At 37.8% G+C, this 21,513-nt stretch carries 32 protein-coding genes; 31 read left to right on the top strand and 1 reads right to left on the bottom strand.

The genetic code is table 11. The annotated features are described in order from the left end of the window. Position 1: 1 nt before the first annotated feature. From CSE16_RS12025 to CSE16_RS11900, 27 genes are all read left to right on the top strand, one after another. Positions 2-1,381, top strand: a complete 1,380-nt coding sequence (locus CSE16_RS12025) for a phage portal protein (RefSeq protein WP_099424125.1) — start codon at positions 2-4, stop codon at positions 1,379-1,381. Next, positions 1,365-2,408: a minor capsid protein gene (locus CSE16_RS12020; RefSeq protein ID WP_099424124.1), complete on the top strand. Its 1,044-nt coding sequence runs from the start codon at positions 1,365-1,367 to the stop codon at positions 2,406-2,408. The genes CSE16_RS12025 and CSE16_RS12020 overlap by 17 nt, the downstream gene beginning before the upstream one ends. 297 nt (positions 2,409-2,705) lie before the next feature. Further along, complete coding sequence (locus CSE16_RS12015; protein ID WP_216641123.1) at positions 2,706-3,395, top strand: DUF4355 domain-containing protein; 690 nt, start codon at positions 2,706-2,708, stop codon at positions 3,393-3,395. Positions 3,396-3,410: 15 nt separating this feature from the next. Then, positions 3,411-3,722, top strand: a complete 312-nt coding sequence (locus tag CSE16_RS12010; RefSeq protein WP_099424123.1) for a hypothetical protein — start codon at positions 3,411-3,413, stop codon at positions 3,720-3,722. Positions 3,723-3,749: 27 nt separating this feature from the next. After that, positions 3,750-4,772: a major capsid protein gene (locus CSE16_RS12005; protein WP_099424122.1), complete on the top strand. Its 1,023-nt coding sequence runs from the start codon at positions 3,750-3,752 to the stop codon at positions 4,770-4,772. Between the two features lie 14 nt (positions 4,773-4,786). Continuing rightward, positions 4,787-4,948, top strand: a complete 162-nt coding sequence (locus CSE16_RS21405) for a hypothetical protein (protein WP_157764808.1) — start codon at positions 4,787-4,789, stop codon at positions 4,946-4,948. Between the two features lie 28 nt (positions 4,949-4,976). Beyond that, positions 4,977-5,291 (top strand): phage head-tail connector protein, encoded by a 315-nt coding sequence (locus tag CSE16_RS12000; RefSeq protein ID WP_099424121.1) that lies wholly within the window; start codon positions 4,977-4,979, stop codon positions 5,289-5,291. Beyond that, on the top strand, positions 5,281-5,604 hold the full coding sequence (locus CSE16_RS11995; RefSeq protein WP_099424120.1) for a hypothetical protein: 324 nt from the start codon (positions 5,281-5,283) through the stop codon (positions 5,602-5,604). The genes CSE16_RS12000 and CSE16_RS11995 overlap by 11 nt, the downstream gene beginning before the upstream one ends. A gap of 2 nt (positions 5,605-5,606) precedes the next feature. Then, complete coding sequence (locus tag CSE16_RS11990; RefSeq protein WP_099424119.1) at positions 5,607-6,047, top strand: HK97-gp10 family putative phage morphogenesis protein; 441 nt, start codon at positions 5,607-5,609, stop codon at positions 6,045-6,047. Beyond that, a complete protein-coding gene (locus CSE16_RS11985) occupies positions 6,048-6,401 on the top strand; it encodes a hypothetical protein (protein ID WP_099424118.1) in 354 nt (117 codons plus the stop codon). Positions 6,402-6,416: 15 nt separating this feature from the next. Continuing rightward, positions 6,417-6,836, top strand: coding sequence for a phage tail tube protein (locus CSE16_RS11980; protein WP_099424117.1), 420 nt, complete (start codon positions 6,417-6,419; stop codon positions 6,834-6,836). Between the two features lie 131 nt (positions 6,837-6,967). Then, a complete protein-coding gene (locus CSE16_RS11975) occupies positions 6,968-7,504 on the top strand; it encodes a hypothetical protein (protein WP_253896074.1) in 537 nt (178 codons plus the stop codon). A 54-nt stretch (positions 7,505-7,558) separates the two neighbouring features. After that, complete coding sequence (locus CSE16_RS11970; RefSeq protein ID WP_099424116.1) at positions 7,559-7,915, top strand: DUF6096 family protein; 357 nt, start codon at positions 7,559-7,561, stop codon at positions 7,913-7,915. A 53-nt stretch (positions 7,916-7,968) separates the two neighbouring features. Beyond that, a complete protein-coding gene (locus CSE16_RS11965) occupies positions 7,969-8,301 on the top strand; it encodes a hypothetical protein (protein ID WP_099424115.1) in 333 nt (110 codons plus the stop codon). After that, the gene (locus tag CSE16_RS11960; protein WP_157764807.1) at positions 8,252-11,338 is read left to right on the top strand and encodes a phage tail family protein; all 3,087 of its coding nucleotides are present in this window, start codon (positions 8,252-8,254) and stop codon (positions 11,336-11,338) included. Before CSE16_RS11965 ends, CSE16_RS11960 begins: the two co-directional genes overlap by 50 nt. Before the next feature lie 15 nt (positions 11,339-11,353). Next, on the top strand, positions 11,354-11,698 hold the full coding sequence (locus CSE16_RS11955; protein ID WP_099424113.1) for a DUF6711 family protein: 345 nt from the start codon (positions 11,354-11,356) through the stop codon (positions 11,696-11,698). Between the two features lie 8 nt (positions 11,699-11,706). After that, complete coding sequence (locus CSE16_RS11950; RefSeq protein ID WP_099424112.1) at positions 11,707-13,335, top strand: hypothetical protein; 1,629 nt, start codon at positions 11,707-11,709, stop codon at positions 13,333-13,335. Next, the gene (locus CSE16_RS11945) at positions 13,336-13,731 is read left to right on the top strand and encodes a hypothetical protein (RefSeq protein WP_099424111.1); all 396 of its coding nucleotides are present in this window, start codon (positions 13,336-13,338) and stop codon (positions 13,729-13,731) included. Beyond that, a complete protein-coding gene (locus CSE16_RS11940; protein ID WP_099424110.1) occupies positions 13,732-14,787 on the top strand; it encodes a hypothetical protein in 1,056 nt (351 codons plus the stop codon). Between the two features lie 24 nt (positions 14,788-14,811). Further along, positions 14,812-15,111: a hypothetical protein gene (locus CSE16_RS11935; RefSeq protein ID WP_099424109.1), complete on the top strand. Its 300-nt coding sequence runs from the start codon at positions 14,812-14,814 to the stop codon at positions 15,109-15,111. After that, positions 15,111-15,275: a hypothetical protein gene (locus tag CSE16_RS21575; RefSeq protein WP_099424108.1), complete on the top strand. Its 165-nt coding sequence runs from the start codon at positions 15,111-15,113 to the stop codon at positions 15,273-15,275. The genes CSE16_RS11935 and CSE16_RS21575 overlap by 1 nt, the downstream gene beginning before the upstream one ends. A gap of 13 nt (positions 15,276-15,288) precedes the next feature. Further along, positions 15,289-15,546: a hypothetical protein gene (locus tag CSE16_RS11925; protein WP_157764806.1), complete on the top strand. Its 258-nt coding sequence runs from the start codon at positions 15,289-15,291 to the stop codon at positions 15,544-15,546. Between the two features lie 102 nt (positions 15,547-15,648). Continuing rightward, positions 15,649-16,386 carry a hypothetical protein gene (locus tag CSE16_RS11920; RefSeq protein ID WP_099424106.1) on the top strand — a complete coding sequence of 246 codons (738 nt, stop codon included), beginning with the start codon at positions 15,649-15,651 and terminating at the stop codon, positions 16,384-16,386. Positions 16,387-16,466: 80 nt separating this feature from the next. After that, positions 16,467-16,721, top strand: a complete 255-nt coding sequence (locus tag CSE16_RS11915; RefSeq protein ID WP_099424105.1) for a hypothetical protein — start codon at positions 16,467-16,469, stop codon at positions 16,719-16,721. Positions 16,722-16,912: 191 nt separating this feature from the next. Then, positions 16,913-17,266, top strand: a complete 354-nt coding sequence (locus tag CSE16_RS11910) for a hypothetical protein (protein WP_216641122.1) — start codon at positions 16,913-16,915, stop codon at positions 17,264-17,266. Between the two features lies 1 nt (position 17,267). Continuing rightward, entirely contained in the window at positions 17,268-17,531 is a 264-nt protein-coding gene (locus tag CSE16_RS11905) for a hypothetical protein (RefSeq protein WP_099424104.1), read from the top strand. After that, positions 17,528-18,175 carry a M15 family metallopeptidase gene (locus tag CSE16_RS11900; RefSeq protein WP_099424103.1) on the top strand — a complete coding sequence of 216 codons (648 nt, stop codon included), beginning with the start codon at positions 17,528-17,530 and terminating at the stop codon, positions 18,173-18,175. The genes CSE16_RS11905 and CSE16_RS11900 overlap by 4 nt, the downstream gene beginning before the upstream one ends. Before the next feature lie 78 nt (positions 18,176-18,253). Here CSE16_RS11900 and CSE16_RS11895 read toward each other — a convergent pair whose 3' ends face one another. Further along, positions 18,254-18,838, bottom strand: coding sequence for a hypothetical protein (locus tag CSE16_RS11895; RefSeq protein ID WP_157764805.1), 585 nt, complete (start codon positions 18,836-18,838; stop codon positions 18,254-18,256). 194 nt (positions 18,839-19,032) lie between these two features. Between CSE16_RS11895 and CSE16_RS11890 the strand changes: the two genes are divergently transcribed. The 4 genes from CSE16_RS11890 to CSE16_RS11875 all read left to right on the top strand — a co-directional run bounded on the left by CSE16_RS11890 (position 19,033) and on the right by CSE16_RS11875 (position 21,496). After that, complete coding sequence (locus CSE16_RS11890; protein WP_099424101.1) at positions 19,033-19,254, top strand: transcriptional regulator; 222 nt, start codon at positions 19,033-19,035, stop codon at positions 19,252-19,254. Further along, a complete protein-coding gene (locus tag CSE16_RS11885; RefSeq protein WP_099424100.1) occupies positions 19,254-19,604 on the top strand; it encodes a YhjD family protein in 351 nt (116 codons plus the stop codon). The genes CSE16_RS11890 and CSE16_RS11885 overlap by 1 nt, the downstream gene beginning before the upstream one ends. Before the next feature lie 330 nt (positions 19,605-19,934). Next, positions 19,935-20,771 carry a discoidin domain-containing protein gene (locus CSE16_RS11880; protein WP_099424099.1) on the top strand — a complete coding sequence of 279 codons (837 nt, stop codon included), beginning with the start codon at positions 19,935-19,937 and terminating at the stop codon, positions 20,769-20,771. A 452-nt stretch (positions 20,772-21,223) separates the two neighbouring features. Continuing rightward, complete coding sequence (locus tag CSE16_RS11875) at positions 21,224-21,496, top strand: hypothetical protein (RefSeq protein ID WP_099424098.1); 273 nt, start codon at positions 21,224-21,226, stop codon at positions 21,494-21,496. Positions 21,497-21,513: the final 17 nt, after the last annotated feature.

Genomic DNA, 21,513 nt, shown 5'->3' with positions numbered 1-21,513 from the left:
TATGGCGGTTATTCGTGACAGGGATTTAATAGAGAACGGCATTCCAGTTGAACTGATAGCTAGCTGCATTAAGGAGCACCAGGAAGGCATTATCCGCCTAAACAAACTGGACGATTACTACCAAGGTATACATGCTATCCTTGACCGTCCGTCAGATGAGGACAAGGGGCTGCCAAATAACAAGCTGGTAGCAAACCATGCAAAATACATTACCGATATCGCTACTGGTTACGTATTTGGCAAACCCGTCAAATACGAGGGCGAACAGATTGAAGCTATTACAGAGGCATATAAAGCGATTGATATTGTTTCACATGACTCGGAGCTCTCTAAAGATTTATCTGTATTTGGACGAGGATTAGAGCTTTATTTCATGTCAAGCGATGAAGAGCCAATCTCAAAAGTATCTGTCATTGATCCACGGCAGATTTTCCTTGTGGTCGACGATACGGTTGAATATAAGCCGATGTTTGGTGTTCATTATTATGAAAAGCGTAATATCGACAATGAAGTGATTGGCTTCAAAGTCTTTGTCTATTCAGATACAAATGTAGTTGAATTCTTTATTGAAAAGGTAGATTCAAAAGACTTCACGTTAGTTAAAGAAGTCCCACATTATTGGGGAGCTGTTCCTATTACGGAATTTCTGAACAATGAGGAAGAGCAGGGCGACTTTGAACAGCAAATCAGTTTAATCGATGCTTATAATTTGCTCCAATCTGACCGTGTGAATGACAAGGAACAGCTGGTAGATGCACTGTTAAAAGTGGTAGGTGTTTCTTTTGGTGATGATGAGGACGAGGTATCTAAAACGGCAACGATGATAAAGAAACATAGGATTTTAGAGTTGCCTGAAGCTGGTGCAGATGCTGATTGGCTTGTTAAGCAACTTAATGAAGCTGAAGTAGAAATACTCAAGGATTCTATCAAGTCTGATATTCATGAGTTTTCCATGGTTCCTAATCTGACAGACGAAAACTTTGCATCTAATTCGTCTGGCGTGGCAATGAAGTACAAGTTATTTGGCTTAGAGCAGTTGGCTGTCATCAAGGAGCGCTTCTACATCCAAGGATTACGAAAGCGCTTGAAGCTGTTTGCCAACATCCTAAAGGTGAAAGCAAAAGCGGTTGAAATAGCTGGAGTTCTTATTACGATGATCCGTAACCTACCTGTAAATGATCTTACAATTCAAGATATTGTTTCTCTAATTGGATTAGTAAGTAATGAAACGCTTCTTTCGCTCCTTCCATTTGTAGAGGATGTTTCAGAAGAGGTGATTAAATTAAAACAACAGCTAAAAGAAGATTTGGAGCGACAGCAATCCGCATTCAATTTCCCAATAGATCCGCCAGAGGTTGTTGACTATGAAGACGAGGGGTAACGGCTATTGGGATAAGCGGTCAATGGAACGCATGGCTGAGTATCATCGTTCTGCTGATGCTACAGTTCAAACGGTGAATAAGGCCTATGAAAAGGCGCAGCAGGATATTGCAGCTGAAACTCAAAAGATATTTGATAAATTCGCAAAAGATGGAAAGCTGTCCACAGAAGAAGCTCGTAAAATATTGAATGAGCCGATTTCTAAAGCCGAATGGAATGAAATTAAAGCAAAGATAAAAGATATCAAGGACCCGAAAATAAAACGACAAATGCTAAATCGATTGAATGCGCCAGCATATGCCGCACGTATTACTCGTTTAGAGGCGTTAAAAGAAAACACCTACTTACAGTCCAAAATTATTGCCGATGCAGAAATAAGGGAAACGACGACGGGCTTTGCGCAGACAATTAACGATGCTTACTATCGAATGATGTATGATGTCCATCGAGGTTTAGGAGTGGGATTTGAGTTTGCTGCTATGCCTGCAAGTACTGTTGAATTAATTTTAAAAAATCCATGGAGTGGCAAACATTTCAGTCAGCGAGTTTGGGACAATACGGATACGCTTGCTAGTCAAATATCAGAAGTGATTACAGCAGGCTTCATGTCTGGTACTGGCACTCGCAAAATGATACAGGATTTAGCGGAACGCATGGGTGTAGGGAAGTTTGCTGCTAGTCGCCTAATCCGCACCGAAACAACGTATATGGCAAATGCTGCTGAAATGGAAAGTTATAAAGAGTCAGAAGTCGATGAGTATATGTTTCTTGCTACATTAGACATGCGCACATCACCACAATGCCAAGAGCAAGATAAGAAAGCTTACAAAGTAAAAGATGCTAAACCAGGTGTTAACATGCCTCCTATGCATGTTTTTTGTCGTTCTACAACTCGTGCTTATTTTGGGCCGCAAACACTCAAGAATATTCAACGTAGAGCACGCAATCCAATCACAGGTAAGAATGAACTCGTTCCAGCGAATATGGCATATCTTGAATGGAGGAAGAAATATTCGAATGCGGGGTGATAGTGTGATGTTGAAATATTTTAATTGTTTTTTCTTGGTGGCACTTACGATATGTTTCGGAAGTTACTTTTTCTTTGAAGAAGGAACCACGTTTGAATACCTTGTGTTACTTTTGCTATTAGGAATCTTTACAAATTTAGTAATAGGTGATAAATCGAAAGGTTAGGTCGATTATATAACTTTTAAACGATTTAAATCAGTCGCTAATTTAGCGGCTTTTTCTTTTGTCCAAAACGTGACCACGACATTAAAAGGTGCATGGATAAAGCCGACGGGCGTAAAACGGAGGAGGTAGTTATGAAATTTATTCAAATGTTTATTTTGTACATTAAAATCTTGTTTGGAAAAACTAAGCAAGCAGATCCTTTCAGTAAATTTGAGCCGTTATTACCGTTAGATATTAAATTCTTCTCGGATCCAACTGACCCACCGACGGACCCAGTAGATCCACCTGCTGCCCCTCCAACTGATCCGCCTAACAAAATTGAGTTCACACCAGAACAACAGGCTGAACTAGATCGCATCCTCGGCGAACGATTAGGGAAAGAACAAGCAAAATGGGAAAAGGATTACCAGTCAAAACTCGAAGCTGCTAAAACAGAAGCTGAAAAGTTAGCCAAAATGAATGCTGATCAAAAGGCAGAATACGAACGTCAAAAGCGAGAAGATGAGCTAGCGAAACGTGAGAGTGAAATCACTCGTCGTGAGCTTCGTGCCACGGCACTTGAAACATTAGCAGATAAGAGTCTTCCATTATCGTTAGCGGAAATTCTCGTATTCACTGACGCTGCATCTACTAACGCTAGCTTAGATGCAGTAGAAAAGTCATTTCGTGAAGCAGTTGAGGCTGGTGTGAACGAACGTCTACGAGGTGGCAATCCACCTGGTGGCGGAGGGAAAGGCAATGGTGAAGTAAGTGTTGGAGCCAACTTCGCCAAATCACTGAACGAAAAAAGCAAGCCAATTGCAACAACATTATGGACTTAAGAGAGGAGAATTTTAATGTACGTATCAAAAAAAGAAACAGCAAAACAAATTAACTTTTTAGCAAGTGCGCGTTTTCAATCGTTTACTACTCAGGTAGAACAAACGGGGGTGGTTGCTAATGCGAAGGGACGCAAAATCGTACCTGCTGGAACAATTTATCCGAAAAACGATGCAACGGCAAAAGGTATTTTGCTAAATGATGTAGACGTAACAGAAGGTCCACAACCTGGAGCTTTACTGGTAGAAGCGTATATCTTGGAAACTCGACTTCCAGTAGCTCCTGATGCTGCTGCAAAAGCCACATTAACTGAAATCAAATTTCGATAATAAATAATAGAAAAGAGGAATCGCAATATGCCGAGCGTATTAGATTTATTTAACCAACGAGAAGTTTTAAATTACTTACAAAATCGTGAATATCCAGCGCTTTTAGGTGCTAGTTTATTCCCTGAAATCAAGAAACCAACACTTGAATTCGACTTAATCAAAGGTGCAGGACGTACACCGGTTGTTGCCTCTGTTCACTCGTTTGATACAGAAGCAGAAATTGGCTCGCGAGAAGCTAGTAAGATGGCTTTAGAGGCAGCGTTGATTAAACGTAAATTACCATTAACTGAAAAAGAAATTATCGCTTTAGAAAGTCCGCGTAATGCAGCGGAACAACAATATTTAATGCAAAATGTATACAATGACATTGACGTGTTAGTGGCTGGTGTAAATGCGCGTGTTGAACAAATGCGCATGGAGGTACTTGCAAAAGGTACTCTAACATTGGCAGAAAACGGGTTGAGCGCAGTCCTAGATTATGGCGTGCCAACCGAAAATAAAGAAGCTTTATCTGGAACTAATTTATGGACAGATCCATCTTCAAACCCAATTGAAGATATGATTCGATGGGCGAATTCGTTATCTATTACACCTACTAGAGCCTTAACATCTAATACCGTGTTGGCTGCTTTATTAACAAACCCTAATGTTAAATCAGCTTTATACGGAAAGGATTCAGGTCGAATCGTTTCAATTGGAGAGTTGAACACGTTTTTAGAGAGTCTTCAACTTCCAAAACTTGCTTCGTATGATGCTAAATTCCGCAAGCAACTGGCAAACGGAACATATTCAACGCATCGCTATTTCCCAGCGAATTCATTTGTTATGTTCGGTGATGGAGCGATGGGGGAAACTTTATTTGGGCCAACCGCTGAAGAAAATCGTTTGACTCGTGATCCATCGATTGAAACTAGTAAAATCGGTAACGTGCTTGCAATGGTGTACGAGGAAAATGTTGACCCAGTATCAACTTGGACAAAAGCTGTAGCAACTGCTATACCATCATTCCCAGCTGCTGATGAAGTATTTCAAGCACAACCGATTGCATAGGGAGGGCGCGTTAAATGAAAGTAAGAGTTAAAAAAGTACCTGTTCGATATAATGGTAAGTCCTATCAACCAGATGAAACGTTTGATATGGCGGAAAAGTATTTCGATGAGAATCTTGTAGAAAAAGTGTCTGAACAGAGAAAAGATAGCAAACAAAAACAAGAGGGCGACAATTAGTCGCTCTTTTTTTCTTAGGAGTGATTAAATGATTAAATCTCAACTGGATAAGCTAAAAATTGCTCTAGGTATAAAAGATGATTTGCAAGATGATTTATTGCAATTGTTTTTAGATGATGCTCGTAACGATATTCTCACATGGACGAATCGAGTTGAACTATCACCGTCGCTAGAATCCGTTCAACGGCAAATGGCTACCATCTGTTACAACATGCAGGGTGTTGAGGGGCAATCCTCACATTCAGAGGGAGGCATTAGCCGTTCTTTTGATGATTTGCCGCAGTCTATACAAAACACTATCAACCAATCCCGTTTATTAAAGGCGGTACGCTATGCGACTTAGACAACGCGATTTAAAGCCGTATAGGATAAAGCAATGGAAGAAGCTGTCTGAACCCGATGGCACCACATATGATGGGTGGGATGATGGAGGGACTCTTCTTGCAAATGTACAACCTGCAGGTGGAAGAATGCTTGTGGAAATGTATGGAGCAAAATTAAAGTACATGTTAGTTGCTTATGCAGAAACGATTGAAGGTCTTTCTGAAAACGACGGTCTCTGTATTTATGTTTCAATTGATAAAGATCCTGATTATAAAGTTGTAGCAATAAGACGATGGAATGCCCATTATGTCGTTGATTTGGAGAAGGTATAAACATGACTATTCGAGGTTTAGACAGTCTTATGCGTAAAATTGATGCACTTGGCGGTAACAGTCAAAAGGCTCTTAAAACAGGTATCCAACAAGGAATAAAGGTGGTACAGGGCGATGCAAAAGAACTTGCTCCAATCGCTGAGGTTGACGGCGGCCAATTGAGAAACAGTATTCAAGGTACAGTTGAAGAAAAGTCAGGCGTAATCATCGGAAAAGTATCTACAAACGTCGAACACGGTGCTTACGTAGAGTTTGGCACAGGTCAACGTGGCGAAGGTTCACCATCCCCGCCTAAATCTCCAGAGAATTTAAATTACCGTCAAGATTGGGCTGGTATGGATGCCCAACCATATCTGTACCCAGCACTAAATCAAAATAAAGAAAATGTAAAAAAGATTGCGAAAGAGCACTTGAAAAAAGAAATACGAAAGCTAGGTGGTTAAATGTACGATGCAAAGCCGGAAATAAATACGTTACTGAATACAATTGCTGGTGTAACAGTATCTGATCAATTTCCATCGGGTCCAGCGCAAACACCACATATCACATTTAAAGAAGCTGATAATGCTAATTATCGTAATATGCGGGTAGAGTTGCAATCTGAAATAATTATATTAATTGATGTGTGGCATACAAAGTCGACTGGAACTATTGCAAAAGCGGTAAACGACAAGATGGCTAGCATTGGTTTTCTTCGACAGTTTCAATCAGATTTAAATGATCCAAGCGGAATGAAACGTAAAACGATGCGCTTTCGTGGCGTTGTCGATAAACGAACGAACTTAGTTCATCAATAGAGGAGAGTGTAAATAATGGCAGGATTATTATCGAAAGACACAACACTGAGCTACAAAAAGAGTGGTTCGACATATACAGTACTGGAACACCTTATGGAAGTTCCAGAAATGGGTGGCGACCCAGAAAAGGTTGAAGTTACCACGCTATCTGATGGTGTAAAGAAGTACATCAATGGGGTAAAAGACCTTGGAGATTTAACATTCAAGTTCTTATATGATAATGACACGGCAGACAGTAACTTCCGTGTGTTAAAAGGGTTGCAAGATGCGAATACAGCAGCTGAATTTAAGGTTGAGTATCCAGATGGTACAGGACACGAATTTAGCGCATTCGTGAATGTAAAAATGGATGCTGCGGCAGTTAATGCGGCCATGACATTTACGGTTGGAATGAGCTTGCAAAGTGATATAACCGTGACAAATCCAGCACCATAACAATTATGAATTTAGAGATAGCGGTAAATGTTGAAACTTAACATACTTGGAATTTAACTGGTTGGTCTCTCTCTGTTATGGTAGAATATTTACGCAAATACATTTGACAAACATATTTGGGGGAGAACAAGTTGAAAAAGTTTTTATTGATGATGATTATTATGTTGATAGGCGTAGTTGTTGTGGCATGCGGTAAAGAAGATGTTGAAATCACTTTACCTGCTTCGATGTTTAAAGATCAAGACGCCGATACTATTATTTCAGAAGCTAAAAAAGATGGTGTAGAGGATGTTGTTAGTAATAGCGACGGATCATTCACTTATAAAATGTCAAAAGCAAAACATAAAGAAATGCTAGAGGAAATGAAAACTAGCATACTAGGAACTATCGAAGAAACTAAAACAAGTGAAGAGTTTGCCTCTATTGAGGAAATCACTTCTAACAAGGACTTCACAGAGTTTACTATGGTTGTAGAAAAAGGGAAGTTCGAAAGTAGTTTTGATGGTTTTGCAGCTATGGGATTAGGTATATCCGGCATTTACTACCAGACATTTAACGGTGTAAAAGAAGATAAAGTCAAAGCTACTATTATCGTTAAAGATAAAGAGTCAGGGGAAACGATAGATACTATTGTTTATCCGGATGATTTAAATCAACAAAATAAATAATTTAGAAGCACTCTCAAATTTTGGGGGTGCTTTTTATATTGGAGGAATACAAAAATGTTATATACAGAATTTAAAGTTGGGGAACAGGAGTTTAAATTACGCGCTACGGCATCAGCTATTATCGAGCTGGAGAAAAAGTTAGGAGGACGCAATCCACTGCAAGTACTTATGACGGTTGAAAACGGTGAAATCCCATCAGTTAGTAGCTTGTTACTCATCTTACATGCATCTTTACAAAAGTACCATCATGGCATGACGTTCGAAAAAGTGTTAGAGCTTTACGATGATTATGTTGATGCAGGTAATTCGTACACTGATTTAATTCCAGTTATGGTCGACACATTCCGAACTAGCGGTTTTTTCAAGACAGTGAAGAAGGAGGAGGCAGCGACAATAACAGCGAGCCTATAAAAAACTTAACAGAACTATTCGAAAAACTGTATCCAATTGCCGTAGAAAGCGGAGTGGATGCAGTTTTTTATTGGGATATGACCTACAAAGAAATTTTAGCAGCTATTAAAGGGAAATCGAAAAGGCAAGAAGCAGAATTGCAATATCAATCAATTATCGCTTATCACCAAGCAAATCTTATCTCACATCTAGTAGGTATCTCGCTAGGTAGTAAGCAAAATCCACAAGCTTTGCACGAAGCTTTCCCAGGTGTTTTCCCTGAGCTTGAAAAACAAGCGCAACTACAACTAGTGAAACAACAGAATTGGCAAATCATGAAAGCTAGAATTGATGCTTATGCAGCTGAGAAACGGAAACGAGGTGAGAAAAATGGCGATGACAATTGAAGAACTACAAATTTTGATCACGTCAGAGACCTCGGGCTTAAGAAAAGAACTAACTAATGTTAAAAAAGAGCTAGGTGGATTGGATCAAGCGGTTAAACAATCTACAGAAGCAATGAAAAATGCATTTAAAAGCGTAGTTGCCACTTTAGCTACCCTTGGCCTTGGTAAGTATATAAAAGATGCTGTCCAAGCATCTAGTAATTTAGAGGGAGCCTTTCTTGGTTTGCAAAGCATCATTGAGGGGCAAGGGCGTTCCTTCGCAAAAGCTAAAAGTTTTATTAATGACTATATTGCTGATGGTTTGGTACCACTTGGTGATGCTGTTAATGCTTACAAAAATTTGGCTGCACGTGGTTATAATGACGAACAGATACAAATAACAATGGAACGGCTGAAAGATGCAGCGGCATTTGGTAGACAATCATCTTTATCTTTAGGGCAGGCAGTATCGTCAGCCGCAGAAGGTTTGAAGGCAGAAAATAGCATACTTGTCGATAACGCAGGTGTGACAAAAAATGTTGCTAAGATGTGGGATGAATACGCTACATCAATTGGTACCACAGCTAACAATTTAACCCAACAGCAAAAAATCCAAGCCGAAGTGAATGGCATTATGGAAGAAACAAAATTCCAGGTTGGGGACGCGGCGGCATATGCTGATACATTTGCTGGTAGACTCTCTCTCCTAAGCAAGACGCTAGGTGACATTCAGACAAATATTGGTGATGCGTTCATGCCAATAGCTAATATAGTCTTACCACTGCTTCAGACCCTGGCAAACTGGCTTGTAAAAGTCACCGCTTACTTCCGATATTTCATGCAGGCGTTTTTTGGCGTTTCTAAATCACAGAAACAATCGAATATAGCGGCAGGTGGAGGTGCAGCCGCGCAAGATTCGTTTGGTGTCGCAGCTGAAAATGCAGGCAAGAAAGCGGAGAAGGCAGGTAAAAAGACAAAGAAAGCAGCTGAAGAAGCAAAACGGTCAGTTGCAGGATTTGACGAAATCAACTCATTAACAGAGCCGTCAAAAAAAACTGACAGTGGTTCGGGAAGTGGAGGATCTGGTGCAGGTTCTGGTGGCGGAATTGGCGGCATGGACGATATGGGCTTTGACGATTTAGATATGCCGGATATCGATACAGAAACAATTCCAGCTCACATCCAAGCGATGGCAGACAAAATCAAAGAAATATTTAAGGACATGTGGGGCGGTATAAAAGATACAGGCTCACTTTTTGCTGATGCTTTTAGCGGTATTGGACCAGCGCTTCAGCCTTTACGTGACGCTGCGGATCCTATTAAGCAATCATTAAAACAAATTGGCGAGACTTTTCTTCAGTTAATCGAAGAATTTTTAAAACCTGCGGCAAGCTATATTCTGTTTGATTTCATTCCAAGCATCGTAACTGGGTTTGTAGAAGACTTCGCTCCAGTATTTGCTGATGCAGCAGTATGGGGCATGAATTTACTTGCAGAGACATTCCAAAACGTAACGGATTTAATTATTGCGTCATGGAACGAGGTATGGTTGCCATCATTAGAAGCGATAAAAGTAGCCTGGTTAGATGCGAGTAAATCTATTGCTCAATCATTACAAAGTTTACTAGATGGCACAATCAAGCCGCTAACAGAATTTATTTTAAATCAATTTTTATTACCAATTGTAGATCAGCTTAATAGAGTGCTAGTTCCCATCTTTACGGACGTTTTAGTGTTTGCGCTAGAACTGTTTGCTAAAACATTTAAAAAAGTTACGGATACTCTTAACAATCTAACTTCAACTGTAATAATCCCAGCGCTTGAGCGTATTCGAGATGCTTTCTTGGATTTCTTACCTCGGATGGGAAATGCGCTACAGACTTTACTAGATGGTACTATTAAGCCTTTTGTAGACTACATTTTAAACGGGTTCGCTATCCCAATTGCAGATGCTATTATCAAAACAGTTGTACCGATTTTTACCGACATTTTAGTAGCAGCATTTGAAGTTGCAGCAGAAGCTTTTGAGGGGGCAGCCGATTTAATGAACGATATTTATAAATCCGTGATAAATCCTACGTTTGATTTAGTAAAGAAAATTGTAACAGATACATTAAAGATCATTACTGATGCGTGGGATAAGCACGGCAAAGACTTGTTGAAAAACCTCAAAGACTTATTTAAGAATTTACAAGATATATTCCAGACTTTGTGGGACAAGGTGCTAAAGCCAATTGTTGAACCGTTCTTAGAACAATTATCAACATTGTGGGATAAGCATCTAAAGGGTGTTGTTGATGAAGTAGTGAAATTTGTACTGAAATTAGTTGATGCAGCTTTAGATATTTTAAATAAATTTATTCTGCCAGTTATAAATTATTTGGTAAAAGAACTCGGGCCGACATTTACAACAGTTTTTAATTTGGTCGTTAGTATAATTGGGACAGCCGTCGGTTTAATCGCTGACTTAATAAAGAGTTTGCTCCAAATATTAGGCGGTTTGATTAAATTTATTGTTGGTGCCTTTACAGGGGATTGGCGAAAAGCTTGGGATGGCGTTGTTTCGGTCTTTGACGGTATTGTAACAGGTATTTCAGGGATTTTTAAAAGCGTATTAAATCTTACTATTGATATCGTAAACGCTGCAATAAGCGGAATTTTTAATGGTATTAATAGGGTGATTAGCAGCGTGAACGATCTAGTTGGGGCTGTTCCAGGAATTGATATAAAAATTAATCCTATATCTCCACCTAGGATTCCAAAATTAGCACGTGGCGGTATCGTCGATGGCGCTACTAACTTTGGGAATTACATTGCCGGTGAAGCTGGTGCGGAAATGATTGTGCCACTCGAAAATACACCGTTTGTGGACAAACTGGCATCTGCATTAGGAACTGCTGTAATGGCAGCTATGCAAATGGGTAACAGCGGTCAACAATCGAGTGACGGTGGCGACATTGTACTAAACGTAGATGGAACTACATTTGCCCGTATTCTTAACCCGTACCTTGCAAAAGAAGGTCAACGTTTAGGTTCTACAATCATTCAACCAATCTAAAGGAGTGAGGGACAAATGATAAAAATTGACGGCAAGGAGATCCCCACTCCTTCTGATTACCAAGTAGGTATTATGGACATATCAAAGGCTGAACGTAATGCCAGGGGCGATATGATCATTGAACGGATAGCTACAAAAAGAAAGATTGAACTCGGGTGGAAATACCTAAGTAAATCAGACTTACAAACGGTAATGAATGCGGTTAGTCCAGTGTTCTTTTCAGTTAGCTACATCGACCCGTTAACCAGCTCACAGAAAACAGGAACGTTCTATTCCGGTGATAGAAATGTTGGTGCGCTTGATTACATTAATGGTGATATTCGTTGGAAAGATATTAAATTTAGCGTCATTGAAAAGTAGGTGATTAAGTGATTGAGGTAAGTCGTGATTTTAAGCAAGCGGTTTATGCTCCTATAAGAAAAACAGCAGCCAAAGTTATCTTTGAAATCTTGGATAATGCTGCTTATGCAGATGCTGTTATTTCTGCAAATTCGGAAGCTAAAATAAGCAAAAAAGGGCAGCTTGTCAATAAGGTACGAAATATGACCCATAAATATGCTACGTTCGAACAGGACTATTTCAAACTGGACGGAAGTTTCCGTATACCTCCACCACCAGGTGAGGATGATAGCGAGCTAGGTTGGTGGAGTGGTGATTTGTGTGGTGCAGACGGTGTTTTTGCCGTCCCTCAAGTCGTCACGTTTACCTTTGATGAGCCACATGATTCGATGGGCTTAACTATCCATTTTGACGCGCTAACCAATGAGCATGCGACTGATTTTGACATTATTGCATATTCTGCAGGTGACACTTTGATAGCATCAGAAACTGTGAGAGGGAACAATGCAAATGTTTATGTATGGGTTCGTGGTTTGGATGCATATGAAAAGATTGAAATCATCATTCGAAAGTGGGCTAAACCGTTTAGACGAGCTCGCATCGTTGAGATTGATTTCGGTGTTTTTCAGGTTTATGAGGGCGACAAGCTAATTAAAGTAAATTTGATTGAGCAGATGAACGTGGTTGGTGATACATTGCCAGCCAATGAAATTAAATTCACCATTGATAACTCGGACAAAAACTTTAATATCTTAAACCCCATAGGATTCTACCGCTTTTTAAAAGAACGACAGGAACTAACAATGGGTATCGGCATTGAGATTGAGGAAAATGTATTTGAGTATGTGACTACCAAAGGTTATTATTTGACCGATTGGCAGTCAGATGAAGGTGCTCTAACAACAACTTTCACCGCTAGGAACATTTTTGAACTGCTTGAAAAAGAATATTTGCAATCAGGTGCATTTGAAAAACTATATGATTTGGCTGAGGATATTCTAATCAAAGCTGGTGTGACTTATTTTAAAATCGATGAAAAGTTAAAGGAAATTCCTACAAAAGGTTTCCTAGAGAAAATAACATTCCGGAAAGCCCTCCAATGCATCGGTATAGCGAGTAAAAGTGCCATTTACCAAAATAGAGATGGCGTGCTAATTATCAAGCCTTTCGTCATTTTGGATGAAAGTACGAGCTATATTTACTTTGCTGGTCCTGACATGTTTACAGGGATGACCACACCTACCGTATATAGCGGCTACGATATGTTGAATATTACATTTGACAACGTTTATAGCGAACCACAAATTAAGCTAGACAAGCTGATTCAATCGCTTGTAATGACGGTGTATGTAAGCGGAGTAAAGGAGGAACACACTTTCATGAATACAGACGTCAAAGAGGGTGCCAGCATGAAGTGCGACAATCCCCTCATTAATTCGGTGGGACATGCGGCAGACATTGCCCAATGGATCATCGATGAAAGTAATCTACGCGCTCTGTATCAAGTCAATTGGCGTCAAAATCCTGCTCTTGAATGCGGTGATATCGTTATCATTGAGGATTCATTTGGTACTGAAAAGCAAAGTCGAATCACAAAGCAGGAGTTTGAATTCGCCGGCTATTTAAGCGGCAAAACAGAAACAAAAGGCGGTGTTTAAATGTGGATTACGCCTAAATTAGATTGGAAATCATCTGACTTTTATAACTTTCAGGACTTGAATCGGGTGGAAAATAACACAGAAGTCATTGCAGAGTTGATTCGTTATTTTATCCTGTTACCTTCCATGTTAACCATTACGAATCGCGACATGAAACGTATCGAATTTGCTGACAGTTTAAATCGCTTAGAAAGCAATCAAAATATATTAAGGCAGCGTTATACTCCTATGGGGTGGCTACAGAATAAGCTCGACTGGGTATCAAATAATCCTTTCACTTTTAACGATGCCCAACGGCTTGAACACAATTTAAACTTGCTATATCAGCACTACAAGGGCAACACGGAACTCGTGCCCATTTGTGGTGCTTTTACATGTGGAGAGGAGGCGGTTTGATTGGCTTATCAACCAACTATATGGGAAAACCGTGAAGTTGAAAGACCACGGACATTTACAATGCAAAACAATCCAGATGGAACAGTTACATTAATACCGGCTGAAGGGGTTGTAAATAAACCAGGAACACCGATTATGGCAGTAAATATGAATAAAATTGAGGATGAACTAGTTAGGCAAGATGGAGTAGTTACTAAGCATTTGGACGATTTAGTGACACATGGAGTGTATGGTATTGCAACAGGAACAAATGCACTTAAAATGTCAGTCGATAATGTAACTTCTTATGTAGAAGGTATGTTAGTAGCATTTAAGAACACAACAACCAATACAGGGGCGGTTACACTTGGCATTAACGGATTGGATAACAAGTCAATCCGAAAATCTAACGGAAACCCCTTAACCAGCGGAAATCTAAAGGTTGGTGGGGTTTATCAAGTACGCTATGATTGCGTAAATTTTATCTTGTTGGGTGAAGGTGGTGAGTATGGTTCGGCAGACAGACCGCAGGTATTGACGGGATACACCATCGGCACAGACAATGGCGTTGTTTCTGGAACAATGACAAGCAGGATAGGATTCGTGTCTGGTGGCTCAAGAAGTGGTGCAGGCTCTACGTATATAGATGTAACACCGCCAGAAGGATATTACAACGGAGCATCTAACAGTGGTGTTAGGGTAACTGACAGCAACTTCATACCAGCTAATATTAAAAAAGGCACTAGTATTTTTGGCATAGTTGGTACACTTGGAGGGCAATATGCCAAAGGGCAAGCATATAACTCAACTGGTAGTGTCGAATATCTTAAACTGACTAATATAGGATTCCAACCCAAACTAGTAGTAGCCAAAAAGAATGGCAAATCAGCAAAGGATGGATATTGTGCAATATATTATATATCCAACGAAATATACGGTGATTTAGATTTTAGGATATCCGATGACGGAAGGATATACTCAAATAGCAGTAAAGTAGTGAGTAGTTCGGAGTTCTGGTTACAAGTAGATTCGATTAATTCTGTATTATTTAACTGGGAAGCCTTCGGGTATCCATGATATTGATGAAATGGGGAATATATTATGAACATTAAGGTTGGTTGGAGATTTATATTTGACCAAGATGGTAATATCATTCACACAGAAGGTGAATGTTCAGGCGATGTATTGTCACGTAAAGAATTAACCTCTATCGACTATATAGACTTAGAGTATGGCGAGATAGACCTTACGAAATGGGATGTTGTCGGCATCGACACCGTTACTCTAAAGCCAATACTGGTAGAAAAACCAATATACGAAACGGAAGAGCAAAGACGCATTAGAGAGTTGGAAGATGAACTGTTATTACAAACAGAAAATGAATTTGGGGGTATTTTATAATGACAAATGTAAATGCAGTAGTGGTAAGAATTGCGGCGGAAAGAATTATGAAGGGTGGGTTAAACCCAAAGACAGAGTTGGTTTATGTGATTGACGACGTCACTAATCCAGACTATCGTAAAGCGATTGAGGATTATATTTTAAGTGATACTGAAGGTATTTAATATTTAGATATTGTTGAAAAAAGAACAAATTTTCATTTTATCGGTAGAACCTGCAAATAAAACATTGAATTTTATGGGTTCCATTGATGGGAATTTAAATTTTGAAGAAAAGTTAAGGTTAGTGCTATCATTTTCAGAAGCTGAAGATGCTAAGGAGCGTAATGAGAATAGAATGGGGACAAGCTTTTATTTTGATAACATATCGACTATTATGAGAGAAATTAGAAATGTTAAGTTAGGGAAAACTGCTACTCGAAATATTAATAGATAATATACAATAGTCTTAAAGAAATTAGTAGAATCATAAAGTAAGAATATGACAAAATGCAGACTCATGATATATTTATATGTATTATGCTTATTTGGAGGATTTATGAAATCATTGACCGTAGAACAGAAGGCGGACTTAGTTGATATCGCGAAAATGTCGTATAAATTGGCATTGGAAGCAAGAATAGAAAAGGGCGATTTATTTGCAATACATGATAGCAGAGTTCACTATTTAAATGAGAGTTGCTACAGAATTTCTAGTTTGATTTATCATATAGTAAAAAAGGAACATGGAATATCTGATGAAAATAACAAAGTCCATCATTGTTTGATTCAATTTGGCGAAGGTTTAAACACAAGGGTTTATTCTCATTTTATTAATGAGGTGTGTGGGGAATATATTGATGCTAGTATTGAACAATTTAATGGTAGAAGAAGTGATTTGGTTTTGTCTCCGTATGAGAACAATGAGCAGTATTATAAAGAAGTTGAAGAAGAAAAACCGTTGGTTACTAATGCAATTAGAGATGAGATTGAAGCTTATGAGAAGTTTAGTTCTAAACAGCAATTCAATCCTCTTCAAGAATTGGTGATTGAAAAATATATAAATACGAAAAAAAAAGCAATGAAGAAAGCAATGAAGAAATCATCGAATGCTAGATTAAAAGTAATAATCACAATTGGCTTAATCCCTTTGACAGTAACTGGTTTACTCTTTGTATTTTTACCCTTATATCTAACTTTACATGATGTAAAGTGGATGATATTTGCTTGTTTATTTATTTGCGTAATGATATTTTCTGGCTATCTTTTGTATAAGTTCCGAGCTAGTGATCTCTAATTTCGACTTAGTCTTAAAATGTGTAGTATCTGTTAATCATTCGATAAGCCGATTTTTAGTAAAAAAAAGTGGGGTTCTATATGAGTAACTTAACTAAAGAAACATTTACTAAATGTATTAATTTATTGAAACAAGTCGCAAAGCAAAATGAATTGTCCGAATTAGTTATATCATCAAAAGATGTTCATAAGTTAGTAGGTGGATATCCAGGGAAAGACCATCGCATGCCAGTATGTTGCGATGCCATGTATGATGCTATGTCTGATAAAGATGAAATCTTAGAAAAGCCTCCTAAGGATAAAGGGGCTAGTTTAAAAATTAAATATTATTTATAAGCGCTCTCAACCGGGGGTGCTTTTTATATTGTTTTTAGATTCGTGAGCGCAATCGAGACGGGCAACTACCTACAAAGTAGAATCTCGATGCGTCTCATAGCGAAAGAAATCAAAATAGTAGAACAGTACATCAAGGCACCAGCAACGCACTGTACCGAGCAGTGCTATTTTTACGGGCAGAGGTGAGGGCAATGGAACTATTAGTAGTAACAGGGGCAGGTATAGCAGAAAAAGTGGCTAGCAGTCCAAATCCGTGGATTTACTTATCAATCATTTTAATCATTGCAGCATTATTAGCTGGGCGATATATTTTCAATTATTTAATCAATTTAGATCAAGCCCATCGAGAGGAATCGAAAGAGCGCGAGAAAAAAATGAATGAGCAAATAAATAGATCAATTGAAGCAAATTTATCGTTGAGTGAGACACAAAAGGAAATCGTGACAGCCATCAATACCATGGGAGCTACAGTTAATGAGGTAAAGACAGATGTTACGGATTTACGTTTACGTTTAGAGAAATTCGAAAAAAGGGAGAGTGCATAACATGGATTTAACAACATTATTTATCATCGCATTGGCAATTGTAGGATTAATTACAGCTCTTGTACAGGTATTAAAAACGACACTCAATTTAACAAAACGATATGTACCGATTGTCTCCGTGGCAGTCGGTATTTTATTTGGTCTTTTATTTCAGCCACTAACGGACTACAACATTTATACGATGGCTGTTGCAGGACTAATTGGAGGCTTAGCAGCATCAGGGGCATTTGATTTAAGTAAAGTTGTAAAGGGTGGTGGTAAATGAGTGTAACAACAACATGCCGTGACTTATCTGAACTAACAAAGGTAGCCGAATTAGCGTGCCGTTTATTATTCCAGGAGTGTTTTAAAGCAGGCATTAAGGATGTTTTTATTACAGAAACTTTCCGTAGTCCAGAGCGCCAAAAATACTTATACTCACAAGGTCGTACAAGACCAGGTCAAATTGTTACATGGACACTTAATAGCAATCATAGTGGCCGTTTAGCATGGGATATTGCGGTTGGCCCACCAAAATCCTTATACGATTTAACTACATTAAATAAAGTTGGTGCTATTGCTCGTAAGTTAGGGATTACATGGGGTGGTGATTGGTCTAAAAATATCGACCGACCACATTTTGAAGTTAAGACTAATTGGTCAGCGCCAACAGGCTACAAACTAGAAGGACAGGTTATCGTACCATCCAATAGCAAAATGAAAGTACAATTAATTGTAAAAGATGAATCGAAGGAGGCTGAAATTGTGGCAAAAGAAACATACGAAAAAGATGCAGCACCAGCTACGTGGGCAAAGGATGCAGTTGAATGGACTAAGGAAAACGGCGTATCAGATGGCACATTTTTAAAGCGCCCAGCAACACGCGAAGAAGTTATTGTAATGCTTCATAATGTACAAAAAATAAAATAAGTTTTAAATTCAAAGCCCGTCACACTGTTAAATGCAGTAGTGGCGGGCTTTTTGCGTTTACATATTTAATTACTGAAGTTAGCTTAAAGGTTCATCATAAAAAGTATCAAAAATACCTTTATAATTCATTTTTAGGTTTTTAATATTTATAGGATTTGTAGAAAGTATATTGATTACGTCCCCACTTGTTCCAAAATAAATTAAATACTTACTTGTGACAATAAAAAATCCAGCATTAGAGGCACGTCTATTTTTGTTGAGAAGCACATCTATTGTAAATAAAATGATGTCATTTACTGCTACATTTTTTATTAATGCAATCTTACCAAAGCCTTCATAAAAATCAATCTCTTCACTTGTAAGTTTATATTCTTTCCAATTAACTAAGCGTATACGCTTGGATAAGTTAAGAGGGATGTAATTCTTTTTATTATCGTATTCTAAAGAAATGAATAGATCAACAGTGGGATCATCTAGCGTGAGGTTATTAATAAACTTTTGAATTCCTTCCACTCGAACTTCTCTAAAATAATCTGTTGAAAAACGAACACGCTTTTCCATTGGTGCATTAAAATACATTGAAGAACTCCAGGGTTCAGTTATGGGCACCCCAGACTTAGTATTAATAGATTTAGTCACCAATCCTGTTAAGGTCTTTATCATATGTACCATACTCCTTCTTTTCCATTTTATTAGCAATGTTTTGAGAAGTACATAATAAAAAGCAGACAACTGTATTAGTTATCTGATAAAAAGTAAGGGCTTATTTCAAATTTCTTGATATTACCTCTTTTAAAAGAGAACAAATGTGCGTATAATACAAACAGACAAATGTTCTGTTTTATGAGGGGATAACAATGAAAGAACAAATAATAAAAGCTATGCAACGCAATCAATTGATCGACTTAATGTATATAGCAAAAGATGGTGTCATTAGTAAACGACGTATTAAAATAATCAAAATGATTGGTGGTAAGTTTCAGGCATTTTGTTTTACGAAACAGGCAAAGCGTACTTTTATTATCGATAATGTTCTTGCTGCTGTTCCAGTGATTCGTAAAGAAGGGATGGTAATCTAATGTTAAGTATTGACCATCGTCAATTAGTGCATGAATATTTGGTATTAGATTTAGCTGTTCAGTCACTTCAAACGGACTACAGTAAGATGGAACAAACCGAACAAATGAAGATGAAAAAAATTTATTTACCAATCATAGATAACATACTAAAAAGTGTGCGTAATGATTATTTAAACCAAAAGCGTTTGCTGGCTAAAGATAAAATACGCGTTGTGAAATGGGTTAAAATTGATGAGCATTTTAGTGATGTGGTAGTTGCTACGGTTGGTGAAGACATTACATTACGCTATGCAAAACAAGCTTTAAAAACGCAAGTAGAGCAGTTGATTATTGGTCGTATGAATAAATAATAGCTACCGTATTTAATAAAGATTAATTAAACGACAACTTTTTATTTACAGTAAAACAGTATAATCGAAGGTCATTAATATACTTTAAGATATTTTACTAAAATATTAAATAATTAAAATAAATTACCAAAAATATAAAAAATTGATATAATGGAACTACCTCAGTTGTGCGCTATTATAATTTGTGATGTTAGGGCAAAAGTAAGAGATTTGTTTAAACATGGGGTATGTAGGGATGTGACGCATTAGGAGATAATCAAGTGGATGCGTCATGAGGAAGGAGAAGTGTTTTAAATGGGATTATGTATGAGAAAAACTAGGAGGAATTATATGAAAAGAGTAATTTTATTTATGTCTCTAATACTATTATTTGTTTCTTTTGAAACTGTCAATGCGAATACATCGAATTCTATGGATTTGATTCCTGAAATGACATCAAACACTTCGCCATCAGGTATTGCTAGTGCTAGTAGTATCTGGAGCAAACAACATCAACCGTTTAACGTTTTCAATGAAAAAAGTGATTATGGGTGGTCCACAAAACAAGGTATTACTGTTGGATGGGTAGCCTATGAATTTGATAATCCGGTAGTTGTAAATAAATACACTATAAGCTCTAGAAGTAAACATATTGACTCTAAAAAAGAGGCTCCTAAAGATTGGGTATTTGAAGGTTGGGACGGTAATCAGTGGATAGTACTTGATACCCAACAAGATATTACTGAATGGGGTGTAGGAAGCAAGAAAGAATTCTCTTTTTCTAATTCAAATGAATACATAAAATACAGGATAAATATAACGAAAAATAATGGTCATGCAGGTTTTACAACAATAGGTAAAATGAGTATGATGTTTGATGAACCAGAACCAGAACCAGAACCAGAACCAGAACCAGAACCAGAACCAGAACCACCTAGCGAAGAAGCAGGAGATAGGGCTATATTAACAGTTACAATGATTACGGATTTAGAAAAAGAATTCGATTTAAGTATGGAAGAAGTTGACGCTTTTATTAATTGGTATGAAGGCAGACACCGAGGAACTGGGACAGCTACATTCTCAATTAATAATCATGGTAACAATAAGGGACCATTCACAAGTCGCAAAGATTATATTATTTTCGATAAGGTACTTACTTTTAAAGTAAACGAGTATAAAATCAAATGAAAATTTAAGTATAGGGACTGACCCTTTTGCTAAAAAAAGTAAATAGTCCCCCAGATCAACCAGATGACAACGATTGATAACTACCGGTATATAACCAAGTTACACTGTTTGGACCTTATTAAAATCAAGAAAATAATGTTATATTAATAATTGTATTTAATTTCGATCAATCTTTATTCAAAGCTATAGCTTTTTATATGCTGTGTTATTAAGAGTTTAGATTAATTTATAATCAAACTTTATTCTAATGGTTTGAAATAGTGAAAGTAACAAGAAAAAGAGACAGTACCTAAAATAAATAGGTACTGTCTTTTTTTCTAGGCGCTTATTAAACCAAACTTCCAAATTGTTTAAGTAATTTTCTTCACAATAATACCTAAAAAGAAATTTTGATACCTTTTATAGATTATTTTACCATTTTATTGTAACTTGGCATATAAGGGGGTGAGACAATGTATGCACTATCAAATTCTTTTTTAAAACCAACCGGAGAATACCATGTAGAAACGTATTGCATGGAACTTTTAAGTTATGCTGCTTTTGTTTCCATCGAGTTGAAAATTTTTGGGGGAGGATTTTATACCGCCGGATACGAAATTGAAAGAGAAGATGGGAAAACAACGGAAGGTACTTGTATGAATCGACCTACAAAAGAAGATACACTTTTAGCGGTTGAAGAGGCTGTGATAAGAGCGATGGAGGACGAAAACCGTTATTGGAAATAGCATCATGTAAACTGGAT

Source organism: Solibacillus sp. R5-41, assembly GCF_002736105.1.
In the GTDB taxonomy this organism is placed as follows: Bacteria; Bacillota; Bacilli; order Bacillales_A; family Planococcaceae; genus Solibacillus.
The sequence above is the reverse complement of the archived record's forward strand: the minus strand, read 5'-3'. Positions and strand labels throughout refer to the sequence as shown.